Below are 22,652 nucleotides of genomic sequence, written 5' to 3'. Positions count from 1 at the left end.
TAATTCGAACTTATCTATGATGAATTTAGCTAACAATAGGTAAATTTCACCATTGGAGTGTTTTCATGCAACAAAATCTCATTGGCGAGTCACCAGCTTTCCTGACGATACTAGACAAGGTCTCCAAACTCGCAGCCATAGAACGTCCTATTCTAATCATTGGTGAACGAGGGACAGGTAAAGAACTGATTGCTCAACGCCTCCATTACCTATCAAAACGTTGGGATCAGCCACTAATTTCCCTCAATTGCTCTACCTTGAGCGAAGGCCTGATCGACTCAGAGTTATTCGGCCATGAGCAAGGCGCTTTTACTGGTTCAAAAGGACGTCACAAGGGGCGCTTTGAACGAGCTGAAAATGGCACCCTCTTTCTCGATGAGCTCGCCACCGCTCCACTGCTGGTGCAGGAAAAGCTATTACGAGTGATTGAATACGGCCAATATGAACGCGTTGGTGGGCACCAATTGCTTAACGCCAATGTGCGGCTGATCTGCGCGACTAACGCCGATCTGCCGAAAATGGCTGAGAACGGTGAGTTTCGAGCAGATCTGCTTGACAGGCTTGCTTTCGACGTCATTCATTTACCTCCACTTCGAGAACGTCAAGAAGACATTCTGCTGTTAGCGGAATACTACGCCATCAAGATGTGTCGAGAGTTGAACTTTGACTACTTCGTTGGTTTCTCTCCTGATGCTCAGCAAGCACTGCTTGACTATCAATGGCCCGGAAACGTCCGTGAACTTAAAAATGTGATAGAAAGGGCGGTTTATCAGCACGGGCAGCAAGATGAGCCAATCAACCAATTGATATTCGACCCATTTGCAACGCAGTGGCAAACAGAACCTGAGCCAGTTTCTCTTCAATCACAACCATTACCAGACCAACCAACCTTTCATTTTCCAATGGACTACAAAGCGTGGCAGGAAAGCCAAGATATTCGCTTGCTGAAAGCGGCCCTTGAAGAGAGCAAATTTAACCAACGGAAGGCAGCCGATATGCTTGGCCTGAGCTATCATCAGCTAAGAGGGATGATCAGAAAGTACGACCTCTCGAATCTTTCCTGAGTACGTATAGGTTATTTTAAAAACCATAAACTAATAATGGTAAATTACTGAGATATTAAGGCATAATGGGGAGTTCTATTATGCTTTGTCTCTGGCAATTGTTCTTTCTATGAAAGCATTCATTCAACTGACATTAAGTATCTTCAGCATCACCTTGCTTACAGGCTGTGGTGAAGAGCTTGATCACAATAAAATTCGCCAAAGTGGTTTCGTCTACTGTGGTCAAGGCGGTCCAACCAGCTTTAACCCTCAATTGGTTGATAGCGGCATTACGTCTGAAACTCTTAGCCCTCAGCTATTTGATACTTTGCTGACGCTAGACTCGAACAATTTCAAACCTATTGCCAACCTTGCGACCAGCTGGTCCGTTAACAAATCTGGCACAGAATATACGTTTAACCTGCGCAAAGACGCTCAATTCCAAAATACCGCTTGGTTTACGCCCAGCCGAGCCATGAATGCTGAAGATGTAGTGTTCAGCTTCCGTCGAATCATCGACAATTCCCATCCTTATCATTATGTTGGAAGTGGCCTCTACCCTTGGTTTAGCGGGATCGATTTTCAAAACCTACTCGTTGATGTTCGGGCTATCTCACCATATCAAGTCCGTTTCACCCTGAGCCGACCAGACAATACGTTTCTGTCCAATATCGCCACTAGCCATGCAGTTATCCACTCTGCAGAGTACGCTAGCCAACTTACGCTGAGCGATAACAAAGCCATGCTCGACAGCCACCCTGTTGGAACCGGTCCATTTTATCTTGATGATTATCAGGTCAATGACCTCGTCAGGCTCAAACGTCACAATGGGTACTGGAAAGGCAAACCTAAGATGGCTCAAGTGGTATTTGATATTTCTCACCGAGGTACAGGCACTTTAGCCAAGCTACTTCGTAATGAGTGTGATGTACTCAACTCGCCATTATCGAGTCAGATCCCTATTATTAAACAACAAAGCGATATTAAACTAATGGCTAAGCCGGCGATGAATATTTCATTCATTGCTGTCAATACCACTCACCCTGCACTTAATGACCCTAGAGTTCGTAAAGCTCTTAACTACGCCATTAATCGCCAAAACATTCTCGAATCCGTTTACTACGGCACCGGTAGTCAGGCCTATTCGGTGCTCCCTCCCAGCTCTTGGGCATATCTCAAAGACAGTGTGCAAATTCGTTACGACCGTAATTACGCGATTGCGTTAATTAAAGAAGCAGGATTCGATAAAGGGCTGGAGTTGACCATGTCAGTCCCTCTTGAGCCACGTGCTTACAACCCAAGCCCTCGTAAAACGGCTGAGCTTATCCAAGCAAACTTAGCAGATATCGGCATTACACTTAATCTACTGACAGATGATCGCTATGATCGCACTGACGTCGCCAGCAACACCAACATCGATCTGTACCTTACAGGCTGGATTGCCAATACAGGTGACCCAGATAATTTCCTCCGACCATTACTATCGTGTGATTCAAAACGAGTGGGCTTGAATGTCTCCAGCTGGTGTAATGCTGATTTCGATTTCCTACTCGACCTTGCACTGGAAGTCGATAAGCCACGTTACCGTCTTAACTTGTATAAACAGGCACAAAACATTCTCAACGAAGAATTTCCGGTGATTCCACTTAGCCATGGTATGCAGTTCCAAGCTTATGATGCTTCATTACAAGGGTTTAAAGTGAGTCCATTTAACGCACAACCTTTTGATGCGGTAGAGAGGGTCAAATAATGTTTCTCTATACTGTTCGACGTATCAACCTTTTCATCATCACATTACTTATCCTAACCATGGTAGGCTTTAGCCTGCTTAGGCTTGACCCAAATTCTCCTTGGACCGTTCAAGATTTCTGGCCGGGTTGGATGACTTATATTGGCGAGCTGATGCACCTCAACTTTGGGATGACAAAAAGCGGAGTTCCAATCGCAGATGAACTCGCTGTTGTTTTCCCTGCAACGTTGGAATTATGTTTGATCGCTTTTGCCCTTTCTCTCCTGATCGGGATCCCAGTTGGCACGCTCGCCGGTATGAAGCAAGGCAAGTGGATTGACACAGCCATTTCCTTTACCTCAATGTCCGGTTATTCCGCACCGATTTTTTGGGTCGCACTTCTCATGATCATGGCATTCTCACTGCATTTCGAGCTATTCCCAGTCGCTGGCCGTTATGACCTACTCTATGAAATTGATCATGTCACGGGTTTTGCCATCGTGGATGCATTCTTTGCGCGTGGCGAGTATCGCGCTCATGCACTACAAAGTGTTTTAGAGCACTTGATACTACCTTGTTTAGTGTTGGCGCTTGCTCCAACCACTCAAGTTATTGGTTTAATGCGTACTTCGGTTGCCGAAGTCATGGGCCAAAACTATATTCGAGCCGCTCGCATCAAAGGTCTATCGACGCACAAAATCGTCACTCAACACGTGCTGAGAAATGCGATACCGCCGATTATCCCTAAGATAGGCGTTCAGCTATCCAGTATGTTGACTCTAGCTATCATTACAGAATCGATCTTTAACTGGCCGGGTATTGGTCGCTGGTTACTCGACGCACTTTCCAATCAGGATTATGTTTCTATTCAGGCTGGTGTTATTGTTGTCGCCACCTTAGTGTTGACGGCGAATATTCTTTCAGATTTGGTTGGCGCTATGGTCAATCCGTTAGTGAGGAAAGAGTGGTATGCTAACCGATAACATCTATCAGGAAGAACAAATCCCGACGCAATTCGAGCGTTTCTGGCGCAGCTATCGTGCAAACGGCTTAGCCATGTTCGGTTTATGGTGCCTTGTTTTTATTGTTGTCGTCACTTTAGCTTCTCCTTGGCTGACTCCTCATGACCCTCAAGCCCAGACGGGGGAACTGCTTGTCCCTCCCTCTTGGAACCCGGCAGGCACAGTCGAATATTTTCTCGGTACTGATGACCTAGGTCGAGATATCCTATCTCGGATTATTGAGGGATCACAGTTAACGTTCGGCGCTGCTGTTATCATCACACTCATTGCAACAATTGTGGGTTGTTTGATTGGTATTTTAGCTGGCATGACCAAAGGATTGTTATCAAGTACACTCAACCATTTACTTGACACCGTCATGTCGATTCCATCGCTTCTCCTCGCGATTATTTTTGTCGCTTTCTTGGGGTTTGGCGAGTTTAATATTCTACTTGCGATATGCCTCGCTTTGATCCCAAGGTTCGTCCGCTCAGTCTATATCGCTGTGCATACTGAAGTTGAAAAAGACTACATTATGGCTGCTCGCCTTGATGGTGCGAACGACTTTTATCTGCTCTGGAATTCCATCCTTCCCAATATTTTGGTTGTGATTGCTTCTGAGGTAACCCTCGCTCTGTCAATCGCGATTTTGGATATTACTGCACTGGGCTTCCTTGGTTTAGGCGCACAAGCCCCAAGCACCGAGTGGGGTGCGATTCTTGGTGACTCTGTTGAATTAATCTATTTAGCACCTTGGACAGTGACGCTTCCTGGCCTTGCCATCATGTTCATCGTGATTGTCATTAACTTGGTGGGTGAAGGCGTTCGTCAGGCACTTAACGCGGGGATCGAATAATGCCATTACTAGATATTCGCCACCTAACGATTGAGATTGAAACTCCGCAAGGCCTGATGAAGGCAGTGGATCGCATGAGTCTAACCATGAACGAAGGAGAAATTCGTGGATTGGTGGGAGAATCTGGCTCAGGTAAGAGTTTGGTAGCCAAAGCCATCGTTGGAGTCTGTAAGGAAAACTGGAAGATAACAGCCGACCGAATGCGCCTTGGCAATGTGGATTTGCTGCAGTTAACCCCTAAAGAGCGTCGCAGAGTCATCGCTCGTGATATTGCGATGATCTTTCAAGAGCCTTCAACGTGTTTGGATCCTTCGGAAGAAGTCGGACGCCAATTGATAGAGTCCATCCCCGCTCATTCTTTTACCAGAAAGTGGTGGGAGCGCTTTAAATGGCGTAAGAAACAAGCGGTTGCTCTACTTCATAAAGTAGGGATCAGAAACCACGAACAAATCATGTCAAGCTATCCGTATGAGCTGACGGATGGTGAATGTCAAAAGATCATGATTGCGATGGCCATCGCCGCTAAGCCTAAGCTTCTGATTGCCGATGAACCAACCAATGATCTCGACCCAATCACTCAATCTCAAATCCTACGACTTCTTAGTCGTATGAATCAGATCAACAACACGTCGATCATGCTCATCGGCCATGACTTGACAACCATTACCCAGTGGGCAACGCGGATTACCGTCATGTACTGTGGCCAGTCTGTAGAGTCAGCAGACACTAAAAAGATTCTTGCCAAGCCAAAGCACCCTTATACCGTTGCTTTACTTAAAGCTATGCCCGATTTCGGTGAATGGATTCCTCATAAAGAGAAACTCCAGTCTCTCCCAGGTAGTATTCCGCCACTGCAGCATCTACCCATTGGTTGTAGACTTGGCCCCCGTTGTCCTTATGCTCAAAGGCAGTGCGTAGAAATGCCAATCACCAGACGAGTCAAAAATCACAAATTTGCCTGCCACTTCCCTCTGAATATGGAGAAGAAGAAAGCATGAGTGCGCTACTAGAAGTTAATGGCCTAAGTAAAGAGTTTGTCACTCGCTCAGGCTTGTTTCGCAAAAAAATCCACCATGCCGTTAAACCTGTCAGCTTTACATTAGAAGCCGGGCAAACCATTGGTTTTATTGGTCAAAACGGTTCAGGAAAGTCGACATTAGCTCGCATGCTTGCGGGAATGATCGAGCCAACCAGTGGTGAAATACGGGTCAATGGCGAACTTTTGGAACACAAAGATTACTCGACTCGTTGCAAATTGATCAGGATGATATTTCAAGACCCGAATACGTCACTCAATCCACGTATTCAGATTGGCCGCATTCTTGAAAGTCCTTTGAAACGAAATACCAGTATGACACCTGAAGCACGTATGAAGCGCGTTAAAGATGTTTTGCTTAGGGTCGGACTCCTTCCAGAGCACGCTTATTTTTACCCTCAGATGCTGGCTGCGGGCCAAAAGCAGCGCATATGCTTGGCTCGTGCGTTGATTCTACAACCTTCGATTATTATCGCTGATGAAGCACTAAATGGTTTAGACATGGCCATGCGTTCTCAGATTATTAATTTATTCTTAGAATTGCAGGAAGAGATGGGCGTATCGTTTATCTATGTTTCCCAACACTTAGGGGTTGTCAAACACATTACCGACAAGGTGATGGTTATGCATGATGGAGAGGTAGTGGAAGCAGGTGAAACACAGCAAGTGTTAACCTGCCCAGACAACATCATTACTCAACGCATGGTGGAAAGTCACTTCAACAAAGCAACCTGTTTCAAATAATAATCCCATCTGCCAAGGCTGCAATGGGATCATACACTGTTCTTGACTTAGCCATACGGTAGTGACATCTCTTGAGAACAGATACCCTTAGGTTTAGCGTTTCTTTTGGTGCTTTTTCAGTTCAAATTCGAACTCATCAGGGTACAGAACTAGCCCTTCTTCGCTTTGATTAGGAAACACGACAATAGACAACTCATCGTCTTCAAGTCCGTAGGTCCAACGACTAAACCATTTTGCGGTCGATATAGCCTCCGCTTTGCAGTGCTCCCAATCACCTGTAGCCCATTGATTGGCAAATTCTTCATGGGGCCAAACCGGTATACAATCTTCATCTTCTGTATTAAGCATCACACAGCCATGCTCATCAGTCAAAATCCAGACTTGTCTGTTTTTGGCGATTTCTTTCACTGTGTAACTGAATCGCTCGTCTTCACGCATTTTTAGCACAGAGTCTATCTGTTGTTGTGAAAGTGGCTCTGACATTTCCTTACTCCTTAAAGCAAAACGCCCACGATGACCGTGGGCGTTACATTTAATCATTGAACGGTGTTATGCTAACTCAGCCTGAAGCCAAGGCCAACCTTGCTTCTTACGACTTAGCGTATTTTCCATCATCAGCACACCATCTTGCTCATGCTTGGTCAGCTTTTCCGCCCACTCACCTTTGTATAGTAGACGAGTTTGAGCAGTAGTGATGTCTGTTAACATGACCGCAGCAAAGGCTAGGCTTTCTTCAGCACAGCGGCGCTCTAGATCAGACTCCAGCGCTTCAATCATACCATCAACTTGCTCTAGAGTAGCCAGTTCAACCTGACCGACAACAACATCACGACCGTTAAATGGGTAACCTTTCAGATCTTTTTCTACAAGCTCAGCCGCAGAAAGACCTTCGATGTTTGTTTTTGCGATAAGAAGATCTTTAATGAAAGCGTCAACATCACATACGTCTGCAATTTTCGCTAGCTCTTCAACGGCATCTTTATCTTTCTGTGTGCAAGTAGGAGAAGCAAAGCCGACGGTATCAGATAGGATCGCCGACATCATTAGCTTAGCGATTTGTGGTGTGATTTTATGACCTTCAATTTTGAACATGTTGAATAGAACAGTGTTGGTACAACCAACAGGCCAAATCCATGCTTCCATAGGGTTTACGGTCATGACATCACCAAGACGGTGGTGGTCAACAATACCTAAAATTTCAGCTTCAGCCACGTCATCCGGTGCTTGTGCTAGATCTGAGTAGTCAACCAACCAAATTTTTTCACCCGCAACAGAAGTACGAAGTTCAGGTACTTCTGCGCCCGCGACTTCAAGAATGTGCTGTGTTTCACGGTTAATTTCACCTTGGCGAATTGGCATTGCTTCAAAGCCACGAGCCTTGAGCAGCTCAGTTGCTACCAATGCACTACAGATGCTATCACTATCAGGGTTCTTGTGACCTACAACTAGAATCATCTTTTTTCCTATTACGACTTACATAGGCCCATATTGGGCAATTACTCACAAAGGCCGATACTTTACCTGAATTTTGAAATTTGTCATGAGTTAGCAAAAAGAAAAGTGTAAATCACAACTTTTAGTTGCAAATAATCCTCATTAAAATATATTGATAATTATTCTCATTTGTATTTTGGTATTATGAATTCGATTAGGCTTTTAGCGGCTTTACCCCATTGGCTGTCTTTCTCTCAGTTCCAACCAGCTTACAAACGCCTTTTATTACCCGTTGTTTTGCTGGCTTTAGTGCTTAACGAAGCAACCCGAGAGGTCACAGTTTCAACGTTGTCTGATGCCTTTTGGGCAGTGTCAGCCTACGTTGCTTTTACTTTGGTCATCTACCACTATATGTCCCTATGGATGAACAAAGAGAGCAAGCTGGTTAACTTATACCAGAGCTCACGTAGCTATCAGGTTTTCTTTGCTTCTTTACTGGGTGCACTTCCCGGATGCGGTGGTGCCATCATAGTCACGACACAATTCGTTAGTGGACGAGTCGGGTTTGGTGCTATTGTCGCGGTGTTAACCTCTACGATGGGGGATGCTGCGTTTCTTCTGTTAGCCAGTAAACCTGACATAGGTTTGGCCGTTGTTGCACTGGGCATTGTGGTAGGCTCGATCTCTGGATGGGTTGTCAACGCTATCCATCAAGACGACTTCTTAAGACCAACCGTTACATCAGCATTAGCTGAAAAATTCTGCTGCCGCTCTGATCATAGTCAGCAGTCCCACTTTGAAAAGAAGGCCATCAATCTCCAAGGTGCCTTTTGGCAATGGCTAATCGTACCAGCAACATTTGTGGCCGTACTAGGCTCGTTTCAAGTGGATATCAACGCGCTTCTTTCTCTTCCTGCAGCGAGTATTGAATGGCTAGGAACAGGGCTTATCATTCTTAGCATGTTACTTTGGTCCTTAACCAAAGAAATCAAAGATTATGAGTCAACAGTATCGGAAGATAAAAAAACCGTTTCTTCACATCCCCTGCAGAAAGCGGCGCAAGATACTAACTTCGTAACTGCATGGGTTGTTCTCGCTTTTATGACCTTTGAACTCATAGCCTACTTTGGTCACATTAACTTAACGGAGACTTTTTCCGGTTGGGGTGCGTGGATGCCTTTGCTCGGGGTCGCTGTCGGTATGCTACCAGGATGTGGGCCTCAAATCTTAGTCACCAGTCTCTACATTTCAGGCGCGGTGCCTTTATCTGCACAATTAGCGAATGCGATATCCAATGATGGCGATGCGCTATTTCCTGCTATCGCATTGGCCCCTAAAGCGGCACTAGTTGCGACTGTTTACTCTGCGATTCCAGCCCTAGTTGTGGGTTACAGTTACTACCTAGTATTCGAGTGACAACGTTAAGTCTACGCACAAATGAGTTTGCATAAAATTGATGGCTTCTATCGTTTAGTAACTGGTTCAGGTGGCCTATTTTAACGCATTCGCGATTTTCGCAAGAAGGATATCAGCTTTCGTCGGTTTCACAACATAATCGACAGCACCCAGGCTGATACTGGATTTAATGATGTCTTTATCAGAGTGACTGGTTAGCATGATAATTGGTATGTGCTTAATAGTCTCGACCTTTTTCACTGCGTCTAACGTTGCTAAACCATCCATGATCGGCATATCTATATCGAGAAGTATGAGCTCTGGTTTCATGACTTTTGCTTTCATAAGAGCTTCGACACCATTACTTGCGCTTTCGACTTTATAGCCCTTTGGCTCTAAAATTGAGGATATGATTTTTAGCATCACAGGCTGATCATCAGCAACAACGATCAACGGCCCTTTAGATAAAGTCTGAGGCTTTGAAGCGTCCAGAGAGCTGGAAATCTTATTCAGCATTTCTGCACTGTTATTGCGATATTTTTCTAGATCATCACGAAATTCCTTAATAGAGAATTGGCTGAGTGTCGTTCTTTGTACAGATTCCGGCATTGAGCGCACAATATTAGTAAATGCTTTTTCCCACTCAATGGCTGGCACTCGAGCCAATAGCTCATTAAGCGACTTAGTCACCTGTTCAAACTCACTATCTTGCTGAGTTGATGTCTCCTGTACCTGCGTTTGCAAAGCGTCTATCGACTCAATACTGCTATTAATGCTCTCTTCCATCTTAAGATTATCTTGTTCAACTTGTTGGAGCTCTACTTTGGTCGCCAAGTGCTGCGCTAGTCGACGCAATGTCAGGATAACCTTGTTGGTGTCATAAATTGGCTTGATCGTTTCATAGCTATAGAACAGTTCCTGAACACATAGGTCATATGCTTCCTGACGATAAGATTTATTGCACATTAATAGATCGTATTTAGGAATGTGTGCTTGATGTTGAAGAGCACCATGCTCATTGAGTAACTTGGAAAGGGTTGCCGCTTCTTTAGGGCTTTCAAAAGCATAGATAGAAATAATGCTTAAGTGTGGCTGCTTAAGCGACTGCACAAACTTGGCTTGTTCTTTCTCAATATTAATGGGTGACACATTATCGAACAATATTGACGCAACAGGCTTTACCATATCTAGTATTTCTTTCGAATTATAGAATATATAAATACTGGTTTGCGAAACATCCATGTCACCCCCTAACTCTTTCTTTTAACTCGATCGTGCACTTTTTATTGCACTCATTACCGTCGCATCTAGCTTATCTGTATAGTTGTGTTTCTCAGAGCCAATTTGAGCGACAACACTCGCCTCGGTTAATTCCCTTTCTAGTGTATCCAGACAAAGTTGAAACTGCTTATTTGAGCTATTCGCTAACAAAATGGTAAATATGTTATCACTAAGCCGGGCGATAACCCCCTCATCAGTGACTGATGAATTAATGATAGATACAACAATAGCCAGCAACTGTTGATACTCATCTCCCTTTTCTTTGCCAGGCAAGGTCACATCCAGAGCCACAATATACAGAGGAGTCCCCACTGCACGAACATTACTCTCCTCCTTCTCCAAGTATATTGACCACCCTAATCGGTTTAAAAAACCCGTTTGGTTATCTTTTAATGGTTCAGGTAAAAAACTAATTTGCTTACGAGATAAAGCTATATTTTGCAGTTCTAACTGCAATAGGCTTGAGAGTAGTTTAGAGACTAATTCAACAGTTTCTTTACCATCCGCAGGAATTCTACCAGATGGTACTGTATCAATCGCACATAAGGTGCCAAACAGATCGCCATTGGCAAAACAAACTGGGATCCCAACATATGACTTAATTTTTTCCGCTCTATAAATTGGCGCTTCAACATAAGATGGAATGTCATCGACATCAGGAGCCCACCTAGGCCCTTCACCTTTGACCATGCGACTGCACATAGAGTCATTCCAATTAATGACCGTTAACTCGTCGATTTGATACCCATCTCCTTCAACCTGTAATATAACCCACTCATCCTCATTTTTACGCGTCATCATCCAAGCCCCATACCCATACTTATTTCTAAGGTATTTCAGCGTACTACGACTCGCCTCAGAAAATGTCGCAAAAGGCGTTTGATCCATCACATGTAGGTTTAACAAAGTACCTCCTTGCCATCGGCTAGATGATTTTATCTCGCTCTAACTGCTGCTGTATTTTCTTCATCATATTGACCACTTCTTTTATCGCTTGCTCGACGTGTTCAATATCATGGCTGTTTTTTTCTATCGAACGAAAGATCTCACTCAGTAATAAAGCCCCACTGGAAGCTGCTGCCCCCTTCGCACCATGAGACAAACTTTTAACTTGTGATAAGTCGTTCTCTTGGCAGGCTACTTGCATTTTCTCGATATCCTGCGACACACTTTCCCAAAACATCGATAAAACAGCTCGAGTCATTTCTTCATCTCGGCTACCGATCACTTCACTGAGGTGATTTAAGTCGATCAATGGCTTCGAGTCATTTTCAGGTAAATCAAGAGTTTTGACTGGTTCAGCAAGTTGGTTCTCACTGTCACCTTTCGGCTTGCGTAGTGATTTGCCACGTAAACGAAGTGCTAATACTTTCCTTAGGGTAGAAAGCTCAACAGGCTTGGGAATATAGTCATCCATTCCCGCTTCTAAACAATGTTCCGCTTCACCGACCAACGCATTGGCAGTAATGGCAATGATCAGAGTCCTTTCACTGACCATTTCCGACTCAATACGGCGAATTTCTGAAGTCAGTTCAAAGCCATCCATTTCCGGCATATGGCAATCTGTTAACACTAGCGCATAGTCATTTGATTGCCATTTTTCAAGCGCCTCACGCCCGTTGTCCACCATATCAAAGCGATAACCTAACTTAGTAAGCTGCTGCGCCAATACCATCTGATTGGTTGGTTGATCCTCTGCGCATAGGATTGTGATATCTTGATTATTCACCCAATCAATTTCGCTGTTATCGGTGCTCTCAGCTGTAATCGCTTCGCTCCAATCAAAATCTGGGCTTTCTTGACCGGTCAAGATAGCTAGACCGATCACTAGCTCACTGGGCTTGAGTGGGTGTGTACCAACACCATACTTATCCGGCGCTATGTACCCCCCTTTTGCTGCCGGATTATCACTGAGTATCAGCGAACGCCCTTGAGCCACATTGGCGATATCATCGTCGGTTAAATAGACCGCTTTATGCTCTTCCCAAGTAAACGATGACTGAACATCAACAATAATATCTCGTGTCTCGAAGCTGCTTAGAATTTCAGCACATATGTGCTTGAGGTTGGCATTTTCAATGTCTAAAACCAACGTTATCGTAGAGAAATCAAAACGACCAAATACTGAGTGGGTACGGCATGGCGCAGCAGGAATCGTAAACGAAAATTTGCTTCCTTCACCAATACGGCTTTCGACATCAATATTACCCCCCATTAGATCAATGAAGGATTTAGTAATGCTAAGACCAAGCCCTGTACCACCAAACTTTCTTGTGGTTGAGCTGTCAGCTTGTGTAAATGGCTTAAACAGCTTCAATTGCTGCTCTTCTGTCATACCCACGCCATTATCTTCTACCGAGATCGAGAGAAGCTGCTGTGCATTATCATAGCTCGTCGCCACTTTGACTAAGCCCGATTTATCTTTGCACTGACTAAACTTGACGGCATTGCCAAGCAGATTAAGGATAATTTGGCGAGTTCTAACTGGATCTATAAGTATAAATTCTGGAATTTGGCTCTCGTATGTCATAAACACATCAACGCCTTTCTGATTAGCGCTTAACCACAGCGCCTCCAGTGTTTTTTCTATCAGATAAAGAGGGTTAGTTTCCGTCGGATCTAACTCCATCTGCCCCGATTCGATTTTCGAGAAATCGAGAATGTCGTTAATGATTTCCAGTAAGGAGAAGGACGAATCACGAATGGTGCTCACCATTCTCCCTTGATCGTAGTCGAGAGCAGTTTCTTTCAGAAGGTCTACCATGCCTATAACACCATTCATCGGTGTACGTATTTCATGGCTCATCGTGGCGAGGAAGCGAGATTTGGCTTCATTCGCTTGTTTTGCGGCAATACTCTCTTTCTCGAGAGCGGCCTGAACTTCTCTCTCTTCTGTGATATCGAGGTTAATACCAAAGACATGACGTAAATTAGAGTCTTTATCGACAACTACATCCCCAGCGGCCTTAACCCAATGCATTGTGCCTGTAGCCTGGTTAATAATTCGAAACTCTGCGTTATATACATCACCGTCTTCAACCGCGCGATTAAAGCTTGTTACTGCACTTTCACGGTCATCAGGGTGTATGCTTTGTTCCCAATCGGGATAGGACACTGGCTTATTAGGTTCAATACCATATAGGCGATACATGCCTTCATCCCAGCGCAGTGCCTGTGACTGAATGTCTAACGACCAGTTACAGATACCGCCAGCGTCAGAGGCTAAACGCATTCCTCGTAATAACTCGTCTCGCACAGCTTTTGCAGAGCGAAGCTCTTTTTCAATCCGTTTTCGGTTAGAGATATCTTCAACAACAGCCACAAAATATTTGGGTACTGTGTCATCCTCGCAAACGATGGACACTGAAATAGTCGCCCAGAACTCTGACCCCGATTTACTTAAGTAGAGCTTATCGATAGTGAACGATCGCTTGTCGTTTCCGATTAGTTGCCCTACCAAATGTTGGCTCTTTTCGCGGTATTCAGGATGAGTCACATCGAGATAGCTCATCTCTAATAGCTCAGGTTCACTGTAACCGAAGATCTCACACATCTTATCGTTTACTTCGATAAAGTTGCCATCAAGATCCACTCGGCAAATACCTACTGCCGCCTGATTGAATGCGGCGCGGTAGACCAGTTCCCGCTCGCGTAATTCCGACTGTAGTCTCTTCTCTCGCTGTTTGGTCTCTTCTTGTAATGTAATATCTTTAACTACGCCAACAAAAACCTGAGCATCTCCCAACCAAGTTTCCCCAACAGAAACCTCGATAGGAAATACACGACCAGATTTATGTAACCCTTCTACTTGGCGTGGTGTCCCGATGAGTTTTTTATTTCCAGTTAACAAGTACTTAGAAATGAAACCGTCATGAACATCAGCATAGTGTGGAGGCATAAGAATGCTGACATTTTCCCCAACCAGCTCCTCTCTTATTCGACCAAAAATCATTTCAAGCGAGCGGTTAACATCAACGATAATGCCTTTATTATCAATCACCACCGTACCATCGAGCGCAGTATCAAAAACCGTACGTAGGCGACTTTCAGAATCACGAGCTTGCTGGGTTCTTCGGGCAACTTCATCCTCAAGCTTAATTTTCGCTTGATCCTCAATCCTCTTAATTTCAGTAATATCCGTCTGAACACCAATGTAATGAGTGAGTTCGCCATCATCATTAAATACAGGGTCGATACGTAAATTGTTATAGAACAAGGTACCGTCTTTTTTGTAGTTCTTTAGCACTACCGAACAAGATACTTTATTGGCTATTGCATACCTGAGTTTCTCAATATCTGGTTGCTCGGTATCATTACCTTGCAGGAATCGGCAATTGCGACCGATGACTTCATCTCGTGTATACCCAGTAAGATCTTCAAACGCTTTATTAGTAAATATGATTGGTGAGTCAGGCAACCGTACATCTGCAACCGTAATACCCGTTGCTGTCGAATCGATTGCGCGGCTTTGGATTTCTAATTGAAAACGCTGTTCATCCGTTTCTTTGGTTAGCTTAGCTCGCTCCACAACGATTTCTTTGAGGTTTTTCAACTCAGAAACCATTTTAGCAATTTCATCTTTTCCGGATATTTCCGGTAAAGTCACATCCTTCTCTCCATGTGCTAAGCTGTTGATTGCTTTAGATAATTCATTCAGCGGTCTGGCGATTCTTTTCCCAAGATAAAACGCGACTAAGATGATGAGCGTCAATAATAAGCCCGCCAGCGCAAAAGAGCTTTTGTATAGACTTTCCGAATCCGCGAATGCCTCGCTGACTTCAACACGTATTAACGCGGACCAACCTAAACCTGGGTAGTCATAAGCGCCATTGGTGTAGGCGTATCCTGTCACCTGATCGACTTGTTTCCGAAAATGGGTAGACACATTTGAGCCACTCAGCCCTGACACCGCCAGTCTTGCCCCCTCAACACCATTGGTTGCTAAGTTTAATTGGCTCAGAACTTCGAAATCCCGTTCATAGACAGCTTCACTTTGTCCTACCGGATCGTAGTCAACAATTATCCGGCCCTTGTTATCAAGTATCGTTAACTCAGAACTTAAGAAACCACGTTTCGATAACAGGTCGTATGTATCAGAGACAATGGCCTCTACAGCTTTAAAATCAACCACATTTACCCAAAGGCCCGCCGGCTCTCCAGCTCGGTCTAAAATTAGCGTGGCAAAAACCATATCGTAAGAATTAGGGTTGTCATCGATCAAATATCGTTCAGGCCCAAAAACATAACTACTTCTTGGGCTGTCTGGGGCTAATGTGATTCCAGAAATGGCTTCCGAAAACCACTGGGTCTCTCTTACCTCTCGTGCGGTACGTGTGAGATTAGGTAACGTTTTTCCAAATTCATTCTCTGTATTACTAGCAAGAATATTACCTTCGTAATCGAAAATAAGTATCCGTCGATAAACTTTATAATTTTGTACAAAATTATTAAGGTTTTCAGCCATCAAAGAACTGGTTGCCACGTAGTCTAACTGCTCTTTATCTACCACACCTAACGACATAGGAAACGCTTGAGCATCGTGGTAGCGCTCAAATAAGTTACGCTCAATAAGGCGGATAAGCAGCGCCGCTTCCCTTTCAATATTCGTGAACGTCGTCTCTTGTAGAATGTCTTTACCTTTCCAAGATGTCAGAGTCACCGCCCCCAACATCAACACTCCAAAAACAAAAAACAGTAACGGTAGTTTGGTAGAAAACTTCATGAGCGATCCTCATAAATGCTATTTGACCGCTTCATATAGGCAAGGATGTAGCTCAACTTGTCTGGTTTAGAATACAAGTAACCTTGAGCAATGTTGCAACCGATAGACACTAAAAACTCTTCAACTTCACGATTTTCGACCCCTTCGGCTACAACACTCATGCCCATTGCTTTACCCATCCGAACACTTTGCTCGAGAATTGCTTGAGACTTGGTGTTTGTTAAACAGTCGAGCACAAAGCGCTTGTCTACTTTAAGTTCATTGAAAGGGATAGAGTGAAGCTGAGCAATAGAAGAATAGCCTGTACCAAAATCATCGATTGAAAGATTAAACTTAAGTAGCCTTAGCCGAAGTAATTGCGTATTAATAGCCGCCTGATCATGAGTCAGCGCTGTTTCGGTTAACTCACATAAAATGTTTTCTTGTGGAATTTGATATTCATTTGCAACCTGGTCCAGCCAACTGGTAAAACCTTGGTCTTCCAAAACTTTTGCCGATATATTGAGGGAAAATGTAATGTCTTGAAGAGATTGGAAATGTTTGGCTATATCAGAAAAGGCTGCTCGAACAATGGTTTTGGTAAGTGATAAAATGAAGTCTAAATTCTTTTCTGCTACGGGAATAAAACTGTCAGGAGGGATAATATTATCATCTTCATCCACAACACGAGCCAAAACTTCTAAGCCACAGACCCGACCCGTTTCCAACTCTATCTGGGGTTGAAAGAATGCCCTCACGCAACCCGTATCAATAAAGTGTTGAACCGATGCCGCACTCAAAACCGGGGGAGGACGATTGTTGATTCTTGATATTGTTGACTTTTCGACCTGTGACATCAAATCTTTCACCGTAGTAAAAGAGATGGGTTTCTTCAAACTACCTAAAATGTCGAGCTTGTAAAGACGGGCTAGGTTCGAAGATGAAGATAACACCTCTTCTTCCTCGCCACTGATTAAAATAACACTGCCACTGAAATGGATTTCGCCTAAGTATCGCAACACCTCAAAGCCATCTTCAACTGGCATATTTAAGTCACAAAAGATGATATCAATATCGTGCTCGACTGCGAGTTGTTTGGCTTCTTTTCCATCACATGCTTCTAGCACATCCTGATAATCGAGATTTTGTAAGCAGAGCTTCAGGGTGTGCCTCACTACTTTTTGATCATCTGCGATAAGCGTTATTTTTTTGCCGTGAGCCACCTTCACTCCGACCTCCTCATAACTCAACAACCTCACTTCGTCTTACGCTACAACTTCTTACCAACAAAAGTAGCAACATAAAAGCCCTTTTAAGAAGAGTAGTTTATATACGCGATAACGAAAGAAACGATCGATAAAGATGGTGTTTACAACAAAAAAACCGTAAGGCGTACTTACGGTTTAGTCAGGGGAGACGTTGAGATGAGTATACTTAGAAGATTAGGTTTTGCTCGAAGGCCAAAAGCTATTTATGACGCTCTTTAAGTTTGTTGACCACATCATTCATCGATAGGCCTTGGTCTTGAAGCAATACCAGCAAGTGGTAAATCAAATCCGCTGACTCACATACTAGCTCCGCCTTGTCACCCGACGTCGCCGCAAGCGCGACTTCAACGCCTTCTTCGCCCACTTTCTGCGAAATACGCTTGGTGCCACGGGAATAAAGGTTGGCAGTATAAGAGGAATCAGGGTCGGCACTCTTGCGGGCAGCCAATAACTGCTCAAGTTGATGAAGCCACACCATTTGTGACTCCTCTTGTGGGTCGACATCCCAGCAAGTGGGATTACCCAAGTGACACGTAGGACCAATGGGATTCACTTTCACCAGCAGCGTATCGTTATCGCAATCTAACTGCATGTTTACTAACTGCAATACATTGCCTGAGGTCTCACCTTTGGTCCAAAGACGCTGTTTGGTACGAGAGAAAAACGTCACTTGACCCGTTTCATCCGTTTTTGCCAACGCATCTTGGTTCATGTAACCCATCATCAGCACTTGGCTTGATTGGAAATCTTGTACGATGGCAGGCACTAAACCATCCACCTTGTCCCAGTTGATACGCTCAGCTAGAGAACTGACTTCGGTGGTGTTCAAACTCATAGTCGCACCTCAATACCTTGTTGTTTCAAATACTGCTTTAGTTCACCAATGTTGATGACTTGTTTGTGGAATACCGATGCGGCAAGCGCACCATCGACATTCGCTTTTTGGTAAGCTTCTGCGAAGTGCTCCATGGCACCCGCACCACCTGATGCAATCAGCGGTACGTTACACACTTCACGCACCATGTTTAGCTGATCGATATCGTAACCGTTACGCACACCGTCTTGGTTCATCATGTTCAATACGATTTCACCAGCGCCACGCTTTTGCACTTCTTGCACCCAATCACGCGTTTCCCACTGGGTCGCTTTGGTGCGTTCTTCATCGCCAGTAAACTGGTAAACCTGATACTTGCCTGTCTCTTTGTCGTAGTAAGAGTCGATGCCAACCACGATACATTGAACACCAAACTTATCCGCAAGGTCAGTAATCAACTGCGGATTCGCCAATGCCGGTGAGTTGATAGACACCTTGTCTGCACCAAACTCAAGAATGCGTGCTGCATCTTCGGCTGATTTAATGCCACCAGCGACACAGAAAGGGATATCAATTACTTCTGCAACGCGAGCCACCCAACTTTTATCGACAACACGACCATCACTGGAAGCGGTAATATCGTAGAACACAAGCTCATCAGCGCCTTCTTCCGCATAACGTTGTGCCAGAGGAACGATGTCGCCGATGATTTCGTGGTTACGGAACTGGACGCCCTTCACCACTTGTCCATCACGAACATCAAGACATGGAATTATTCGCTTTGCCAGCATGCAAATGCCTCCTCTGCTGTGAACTTACCATCTAACAGTGCTCGACCGACAATCACGCCTACCACACCACTACCTTTTAGTGCTTCGATATCTGCTAGCGAGCCGATGCCGCCTGAAGATTGGAACTGCACTTGTGGGTACTGTTTACATAGGTCAACGTAAAGCTCTACGTTTGATCCCGCTAACGTACCGTCACGAGAAATGTCGGTGCAAAGCACGTGCTGCAAATCTACTGTTAGGTAATCATTGATCAGAGCTTCAATCGTCACGCCTGAATCTTCTTGCCAACCGGAGATTGCCACTTTACGTGTACCGTCTTGATCGATGTTGATGTCTAGCGCGAGAACGATTTTCTCTGCGCCGTATTTTTCCATCCAACCTTTTACAAGCTCTGGTTGTTTTACTGCTGTCGAACCAACCACAACACGCTGAGCACCTGCTTCTAATAGATCAATCACGTCTTGCTCTGTACGCACACCACCACCGATTTGGATATTCGCTGGCGTGCTTGCGAGTAGCTTTGCAATCAAATCAAGTTGGCGCGCTGTTGTGTCTTTTGCACCCGTTAGATCGACTAAGTGCAGCCAGTTAGCACCTGCCTGGTGGTACAAGGTGAACTGCTCTGCTGGGTCAACTTTGTATTCTGTTACCTGGCCGTAATCGCCTTGATAAAGACGAACCACCTGTCCTTCAATTAAATCAAGAGCTGGAATAATCACACTAAATCCCTTTTATAATTCTAAGAAGTTTTGAATAAGCTTCGCGCCCGCTTTTGAAGAACGCTCAGGGTGGAATTGCACGCCGTAGTAATTACCGCTTTGCACCGCTGCCGTGAACGGGTTGCCGTATTCACATTCTGCAATGGTGTAGTCCCCTACTGGCATGGCAAAACTGTGTACAAAGTAGAAGTACTCGCCTTCTTCAATACCTTTGAACAGCGGGTTGCCTGATTTTGCGGAGACTGTGTTCCAGCCCATATGCGGCAGCGGCAAGTCGCCAGTTTGTAGTAGCTTCACTTCGCCATCACAAAGTCCAAGACACTCAACCAACTCACCTGCTTTCTGGCCTTTCTCTTGAGACACTTTGCCCAACAGTTGCATGCCTAAACAGATACCTAGCAGCGGCTTTTCTACCTGTTTTACCAAGCTGATAAGGTCACGCTCAGCTAGGTTTTTCATTGCTTCACTGGCGGTTCCTACACCCGGTAGGAATAGCTTATCTGCCGACAATACAACTTGTGGGTCTTTTGAAATCGTTACGTCATAGCCTAGGCGTTCAATGGCAAACTTCACCGAAGAAACGTTGGCACAGCCAGTATCGATAATGACAACTTTCTGCTCTGTCACTGTTTTTCTCCTTGCTAGCGTTAGCCTTACAGCACGCCTTTACTACTTGGTAGCTCAGTGCCTTCTACTTTGATTGCTTGGCGCAGAGTACGACCAAACGCTTTAAATAGACTCTCAATGATGTGGTGATCATTGTCGCCATCAGAAGAAAGGTGCAGCGTACACGCTAGGGTGTCAGTTAGAGAGCGGAAGAAGTGAACCACCATCTCGGTTGAAAGGTCACCGACTTGCTCACGGCTGAACTTCGCGTCGAACTTAAGGTAAGGACGCCCTGACAGGTCTAGAGCACATTGCGCCAAACACTCATCCATTGGCAGGCTAAAGCCAAAGCGGCCAATACCACGCTTATCACCTAGCGCTTCTTTCAGCGCTTGACCCAACGCAAGTGCGGTATCTTCCACTGAGTGATGATCGTCAATGTGTAGGTCACCCTCCACCTTACACACCATCTTAAATCCACCGTGCGTCGCAATTTGATCTAGCATGTGGTCAAAAAAGCCTAGGCCTGTAGAAATATCATTACCGCCTTGGTCATCAAGATTTACCGCGACTTTAATATCAGTTTCTTTCGTAGTACGAACCACTTCAGCAACACGCGCCTTCACCGTGAGATCTTTGAGGATCTGTTTCCAACCCATGGTTTCTGGGTTGTATTGAATGCCGCGAATTGCCATGTTTTCGGCAAGTTGAAGATCGGTTTGACGATCGCCAATCACAACAGAGTTTTGGAAATCCACTTTGCCACCTTGAAGGTACTCTTTTACCAAACCCAATTTAGGCTTACGGCAAGAGCAGTTATCTTCATCGAAGTGAGGACAAATCAGCACGTCATCAAACTTCACACCTTGAGATTCAAAGATCTCCATCATCATGTTGTGTGGTGCATCAAAATCAGCTTGTGGGTAGCTGTCGGTACCCAAACCATCTTGGTTCGTAACCATCACTAAACGGTATCCTGCATCCTGCAACGACAGCAGACTTGGGATAACAAATGGCTCTAACTTTAGCTTATCTAAGCGGTCTACTTGAAAATCAACCGGCGGCTCAACAATTAAGGTGCCATCACGGTCAATAAAAAGGATTTTTTGTTGTTTGCTCACTCGAACTTCCTTATTGCTAATCTTTGGCGCCCCCGCTAGTCAGCGAAAGCAATTAATTTTTATCTCTACTTATGAGTAGTAGTTTCTAATAAATCCGAGTGTTTTTTCGCACTCGTCGCGGTTACCGACACTGATACGTACGCAGTTCTCAATTGGCGAGTTACGCAAGATAATGCCTGTTTCCCAAGCAGCTTTGAAAAGATCATTACCATCTGGGAATTTAACCAATAGGTAGTTACCCCATCCTTCAAAGACTTCCAAGCCCGGAATCATCGACAAGCCCACCTGCAAATAAGCACGGTTCGCGTTCAAATCGAGAACTTGGAATTTTGCTCTCGCTAGGCCGGCTTCAGAAAGCGCTTGGGTAGCAATTTCAGCAACAGGAACTGGTACTGGGTATGGTGCGATAACTTTAAGAAGTACATTAATCAGCTCTTCGCTCGCAAGCGTAAATCCACAACGCAAACCCGCAAGGGCAAAAGCTTTAGACAGAGTACGCAGAATTGCAAGATTCGGGTATTGCGCCAGTAAATCTACCGTTGACGCTTCTGGGCAGAAATCAATGTACGCTTCGTCCATCACCACGATTGCACGGTCTTTTGTCATTTCAAGCAGAGAGACAATGTCTTCACGCTTAACCAAGTTACCCGTAGGGTTGTTTGGTGAACATACGAAAACCAGTTTAACGTTATCCAGACTAGCTTCGATGCCAGCAAGGTCTAGTTGCCAATCTGATGTTAGCGGCACGGTTTTTCGCTCTACACCAATGGTTTCAGCGCTGATAGAGTACATACCGTAAGTTGGTGGACAGTAAAGAATCGCATCTTCGCCTGGTTCACAGAATGCACGAATCAGTAACTCGATGCCTTCATCTGCACCGCGAGAAGTCAGCGTTTGTTCTGGTTTCACCCCTGCATACGCAGCGTAAGCAGAAATCAATTCCTTCGGTTGGCATTCGCTGTAACGATTAAGACGAGCAAAATCTGTTTTGTATTCATTGTTGAATGGCGATTCGTTGGCGTTCAGCCATACATCACCCGTACCACCGATACGACGAGCTGATAAATAAGGGGTCAGTTGTTGGACCTGTTTACGCGCTAGCTTTTCCATCTC

Annotated in this window: 19 protein-coding genes; 7 read left to right on the top strand and 12 right to left on the bottom strand. The window is 44.8% G+C overall.

Annotation, left to right across the window (positions count from 1 at the left end; translation table 11 throughout):
• Positions 1 to 65 precede the first annotated feature (65 nt).
• The 6 genes from pspF (at position 66) to L1D23_RS15995 (ending at position 6,409) form a co-directional block, all read left to right on the top strand.
• Positions 66 to 1,064 carry a phage shock protein operon transcriptional activator gene (pspF, locus tag L1D23_RS16020; RefSeq protein ID WP_239836694.1) on the top strand — a complete coding sequence of 333 codons (999 nt, stop codon included), beginning with the start codon at positions 66 to 68 and terminating at the stop codon, positions 1,062 to 1,064.
• A gap of 109 nt (positions 1,065 to 1,173) precedes the next feature.
• The gene (locus L1D23_RS16015) at positions 1,174 to 2,793 is read left to right on the top strand and encodes an ABC transporter substrate-binding protein (RefSeq protein ID WP_239868175.1); all 1,620 of its coding nucleotides are present in this window, start codon (positions 1,174 to 1,176) and stop codon (positions 2,791 to 2,793) included.
• Positions 2,793 to 3,755 carry an ABC transporter permease subunit gene (locus L1D23_RS16010; RefSeq protein WP_239836696.1) on the top strand — a complete coding sequence of 321 codons (963 nt, stop codon included), beginning with the start codon at positions 2,793 to 2,795 and terminating at the stop codon, positions 3,753 to 3,755. The genes L1D23_RS16015 and L1D23_RS16010 overlap by 1 nt, the downstream gene beginning before the upstream one ends.
• Positions 3,742 to 4,629, top strand: coding sequence for a putrescine export ABC transporter permease SapC (sapC, locus tag L1D23_RS16005; protein ID WP_239868172.1), 888 nt, complete (start codon positions 3,742 to 3,744; stop codon positions 4,627 to 4,629). The genes L1D23_RS16010 and sapC overlap by 14 nt, the downstream gene beginning before the upstream one ends.
• Positions 4,629 to 5,627, top strand: coding sequence for an oligopeptide/dipeptide ABC transporter ATP-binding protein (locus L1D23_RS16000; RefSeq protein WP_239868169.1), 999 nt, complete (start codon positions 4,629 to 4,631; stop codon positions 5,625 to 5,627). The genes sapC and L1D23_RS16000 overlap by 1 nt, the downstream gene beginning before the upstream one ends.
• Positions 5,624 to 6,409: an ATP-binding cassette domain-containing protein gene (locus L1D23_RS15995; protein ID WP_239836699.1), complete on the top strand. Its 786-nt coding sequence runs from the start codon at positions 5,624 to 5,626 to the stop codon at positions 6,407 to 6,409. The genes L1D23_RS16000 and L1D23_RS15995 overlap by 4 nt, the downstream gene beginning before the upstream one ends.
• A 93-nt stretch (positions 6,410 to 6,502) precedes the next feature.
• Here L1D23_RS15995 and L1D23_RS15990 read toward each other — a convergent pair whose 3' ends face one another.
• The gene (locus L1D23_RS15990) at positions 6,503 to 6,892 is read right to left on the bottom strand and encodes a DUF2750 domain-containing protein (protein ID WP_239836700.1); all 390 of its coding nucleotides are present in this window, start codon (positions 6,890 to 6,892) and stop codon (positions 6,503 to 6,505) included.
• 66 nt (positions 6,893 to 6,958) lie between these two features.
• Positions 6,959 to 7,864, bottom strand: coding sequence for a manganese-dependent inorganic pyrophosphatase (locus L1D23_RS15985; protein ID WP_239868166.1), 906 nt, complete (start codon positions 7,862 to 7,864; stop codon positions 6,959 to 6,961).
• Between the two features lie 183 nt (positions 7,865 to 8,047).
• Here L1D23_RS15985 and L1D23_RS15980 point away from each other — a divergent pair, with 183 nt between their 5' ends.
• Positions 8,048 to 9,259, top strand: coding sequence for a putative manganese transporter (locus L1D23_RS15980; protein ID WP_239868163.1), 1,212 nt, complete (start codon positions 8,048 to 8,050; stop codon positions 9,257 to 9,259).
• Positions 9,260 to 9,334: 75 nt separating this feature from the next.
• Here L1D23_RS15980 and L1D23_RS15975 read toward each other — a convergent pair whose 3' ends face one another.
• The 10 genes from L1D23_RS15975 to hisC form a co-directional block, all read right to left on the bottom strand.
• Positions 9,335 to 10,423, bottom strand: coding sequence for a response regulator (locus L1D23_RS15975; protein WP_239868160.1), 1,089 nt, complete (start codon positions 10,421 to 10,423; stop codon positions 9,335 to 9,337).
• A gap of 78 nt (positions 10,424 to 10,501) precedes the next feature.
• Entirely contained in the window at positions 10,502 to 11,425 is a 924-nt protein-coding gene (locus tag L1D23_RS15970; protein ID WP_239868157.1) for a diguanylate cyclase, read from the bottom strand.
• Positions 11,426 to 11,444: 19 nt separating this feature from the next.
• A complete protein-coding gene (locus L1D23_RS15965) occupies positions 11,445 to 16,241 on the bottom strand; it encodes a PAS domain S-box protein (RefSeq protein WP_239868134.1) in 4,797 nt (1,598 codons plus the stop codon).
• The gene (locus tag L1D23_RS15960) at positions 16,238 to 17,443 is read right to left on the bottom strand and encodes an EAL domain-containing response regulator (RefSeq protein WP_239868133.1); all 1,206 of its coding nucleotides are present in this window, start codon (positions 17,441 to 17,443) and stop codon (positions 16,238 to 16,240) included. Before L1D23_RS15960 ends, L1D23_RS15965 begins: the two co-directional genes overlap by 4 nt.
• A 244-nt stretch (positions 17,444 to 17,687) precedes the next feature.
• Positions 17,688 to 18,323 (bottom strand): bifunctional phosphoribosyl-AMP cyclohydrolase/phosphoribosyl-ATP diphosphatase HisIE, encoded by a 636-nt coding sequence (gene hisIE, locus L1D23_RS15955; protein WP_239868130.1) that lies wholly within the window; start codon positions 18,321 to 18,323, stop codon positions 17,688 to 17,690.
• Entirely contained in the window at positions 18,320 to 19,093 is a 774-nt protein-coding gene (hisF, locus tag L1D23_RS15950) for an imidazole glycerol phosphate synthase subunit HisF (protein ID WP_239868127.1), read from the bottom strand. The genes hisIE and hisF overlap by 4 nt, the downstream gene beginning before the upstream one ends.
• Positions 19,075 to 19,812 (bottom strand): 1-(5-phosphoribosyl)-5-[(5-phosphoribosylamino)methylideneamino]imidazole-4-carboxamide isomerase, encoded by a 738-nt coding sequence (gene hisA / locus L1D23_RS15945; RefSeq protein ID WP_239868124.1) that lies wholly within the window; start codon positions 19,810 to 19,812, stop codon positions 19,075 to 19,077. Before hisA ends, hisF begins: the two co-directional genes overlap by 19 nt.
• A gap of 12 nt (positions 19,813 to 19,824) precedes the next feature.
• Positions 19,825 to 20,439: an imidazole glycerol phosphate synthase subunit HisH gene (gene hisH / locus L1D23_RS15940; protein ID WP_239868121.1), complete on the bottom strand. Its 615-nt coding sequence runs from the start codon at positions 20,437 to 20,439 to the stop codon at positions 19,825 to 19,827.
• Between the two features lie 26 nt (positions 20,440 to 20,465).
• Positions 20,466 to 21,539: a bifunctional histidinol-phosphatase/imidazoleglycerol-phosphate dehydratase HisB gene (gene hisB, locus L1D23_RS15935; protein ID WP_239868118.1), complete on the bottom strand. Its 1,074-nt coding sequence runs from the start codon at positions 21,537 to 21,539 to the stop codon at positions 20,466 to 20,468.
• Positions 21,540 to 21,608: 69 nt separating this feature from the next.
• Positions 21,609 to 22,649: a histidinol-phosphate transaminase gene (gene hisC, locus L1D23_RS15930; RefSeq protein ID WP_239868114.1), complete on the bottom strand. Its 1,041-nt coding sequence runs from the start codon at positions 22,647 to 22,649 to the stop codon at positions 21,609 to 21,611.
• Between the last annotated feature and the right edge of the window lie 3 nt (positions 22,650 to 22,652).

Source organism: Vibrio sp. Isolate24, from assembly GCF_022398215.1.
Taxonomy (GTDB): domain Bacteria; phylum Pseudomonadota; class Gammaproteobacteria; order Enterobacterales; family Vibrionaceae; genus Vibrio; species Vibrio coralliilyticus_A.
The sequence above is the reverse complement of the archived record's forward strand: the minus strand, read 5'-3'. Positions and strand labels throughout refer to the sequence as shown.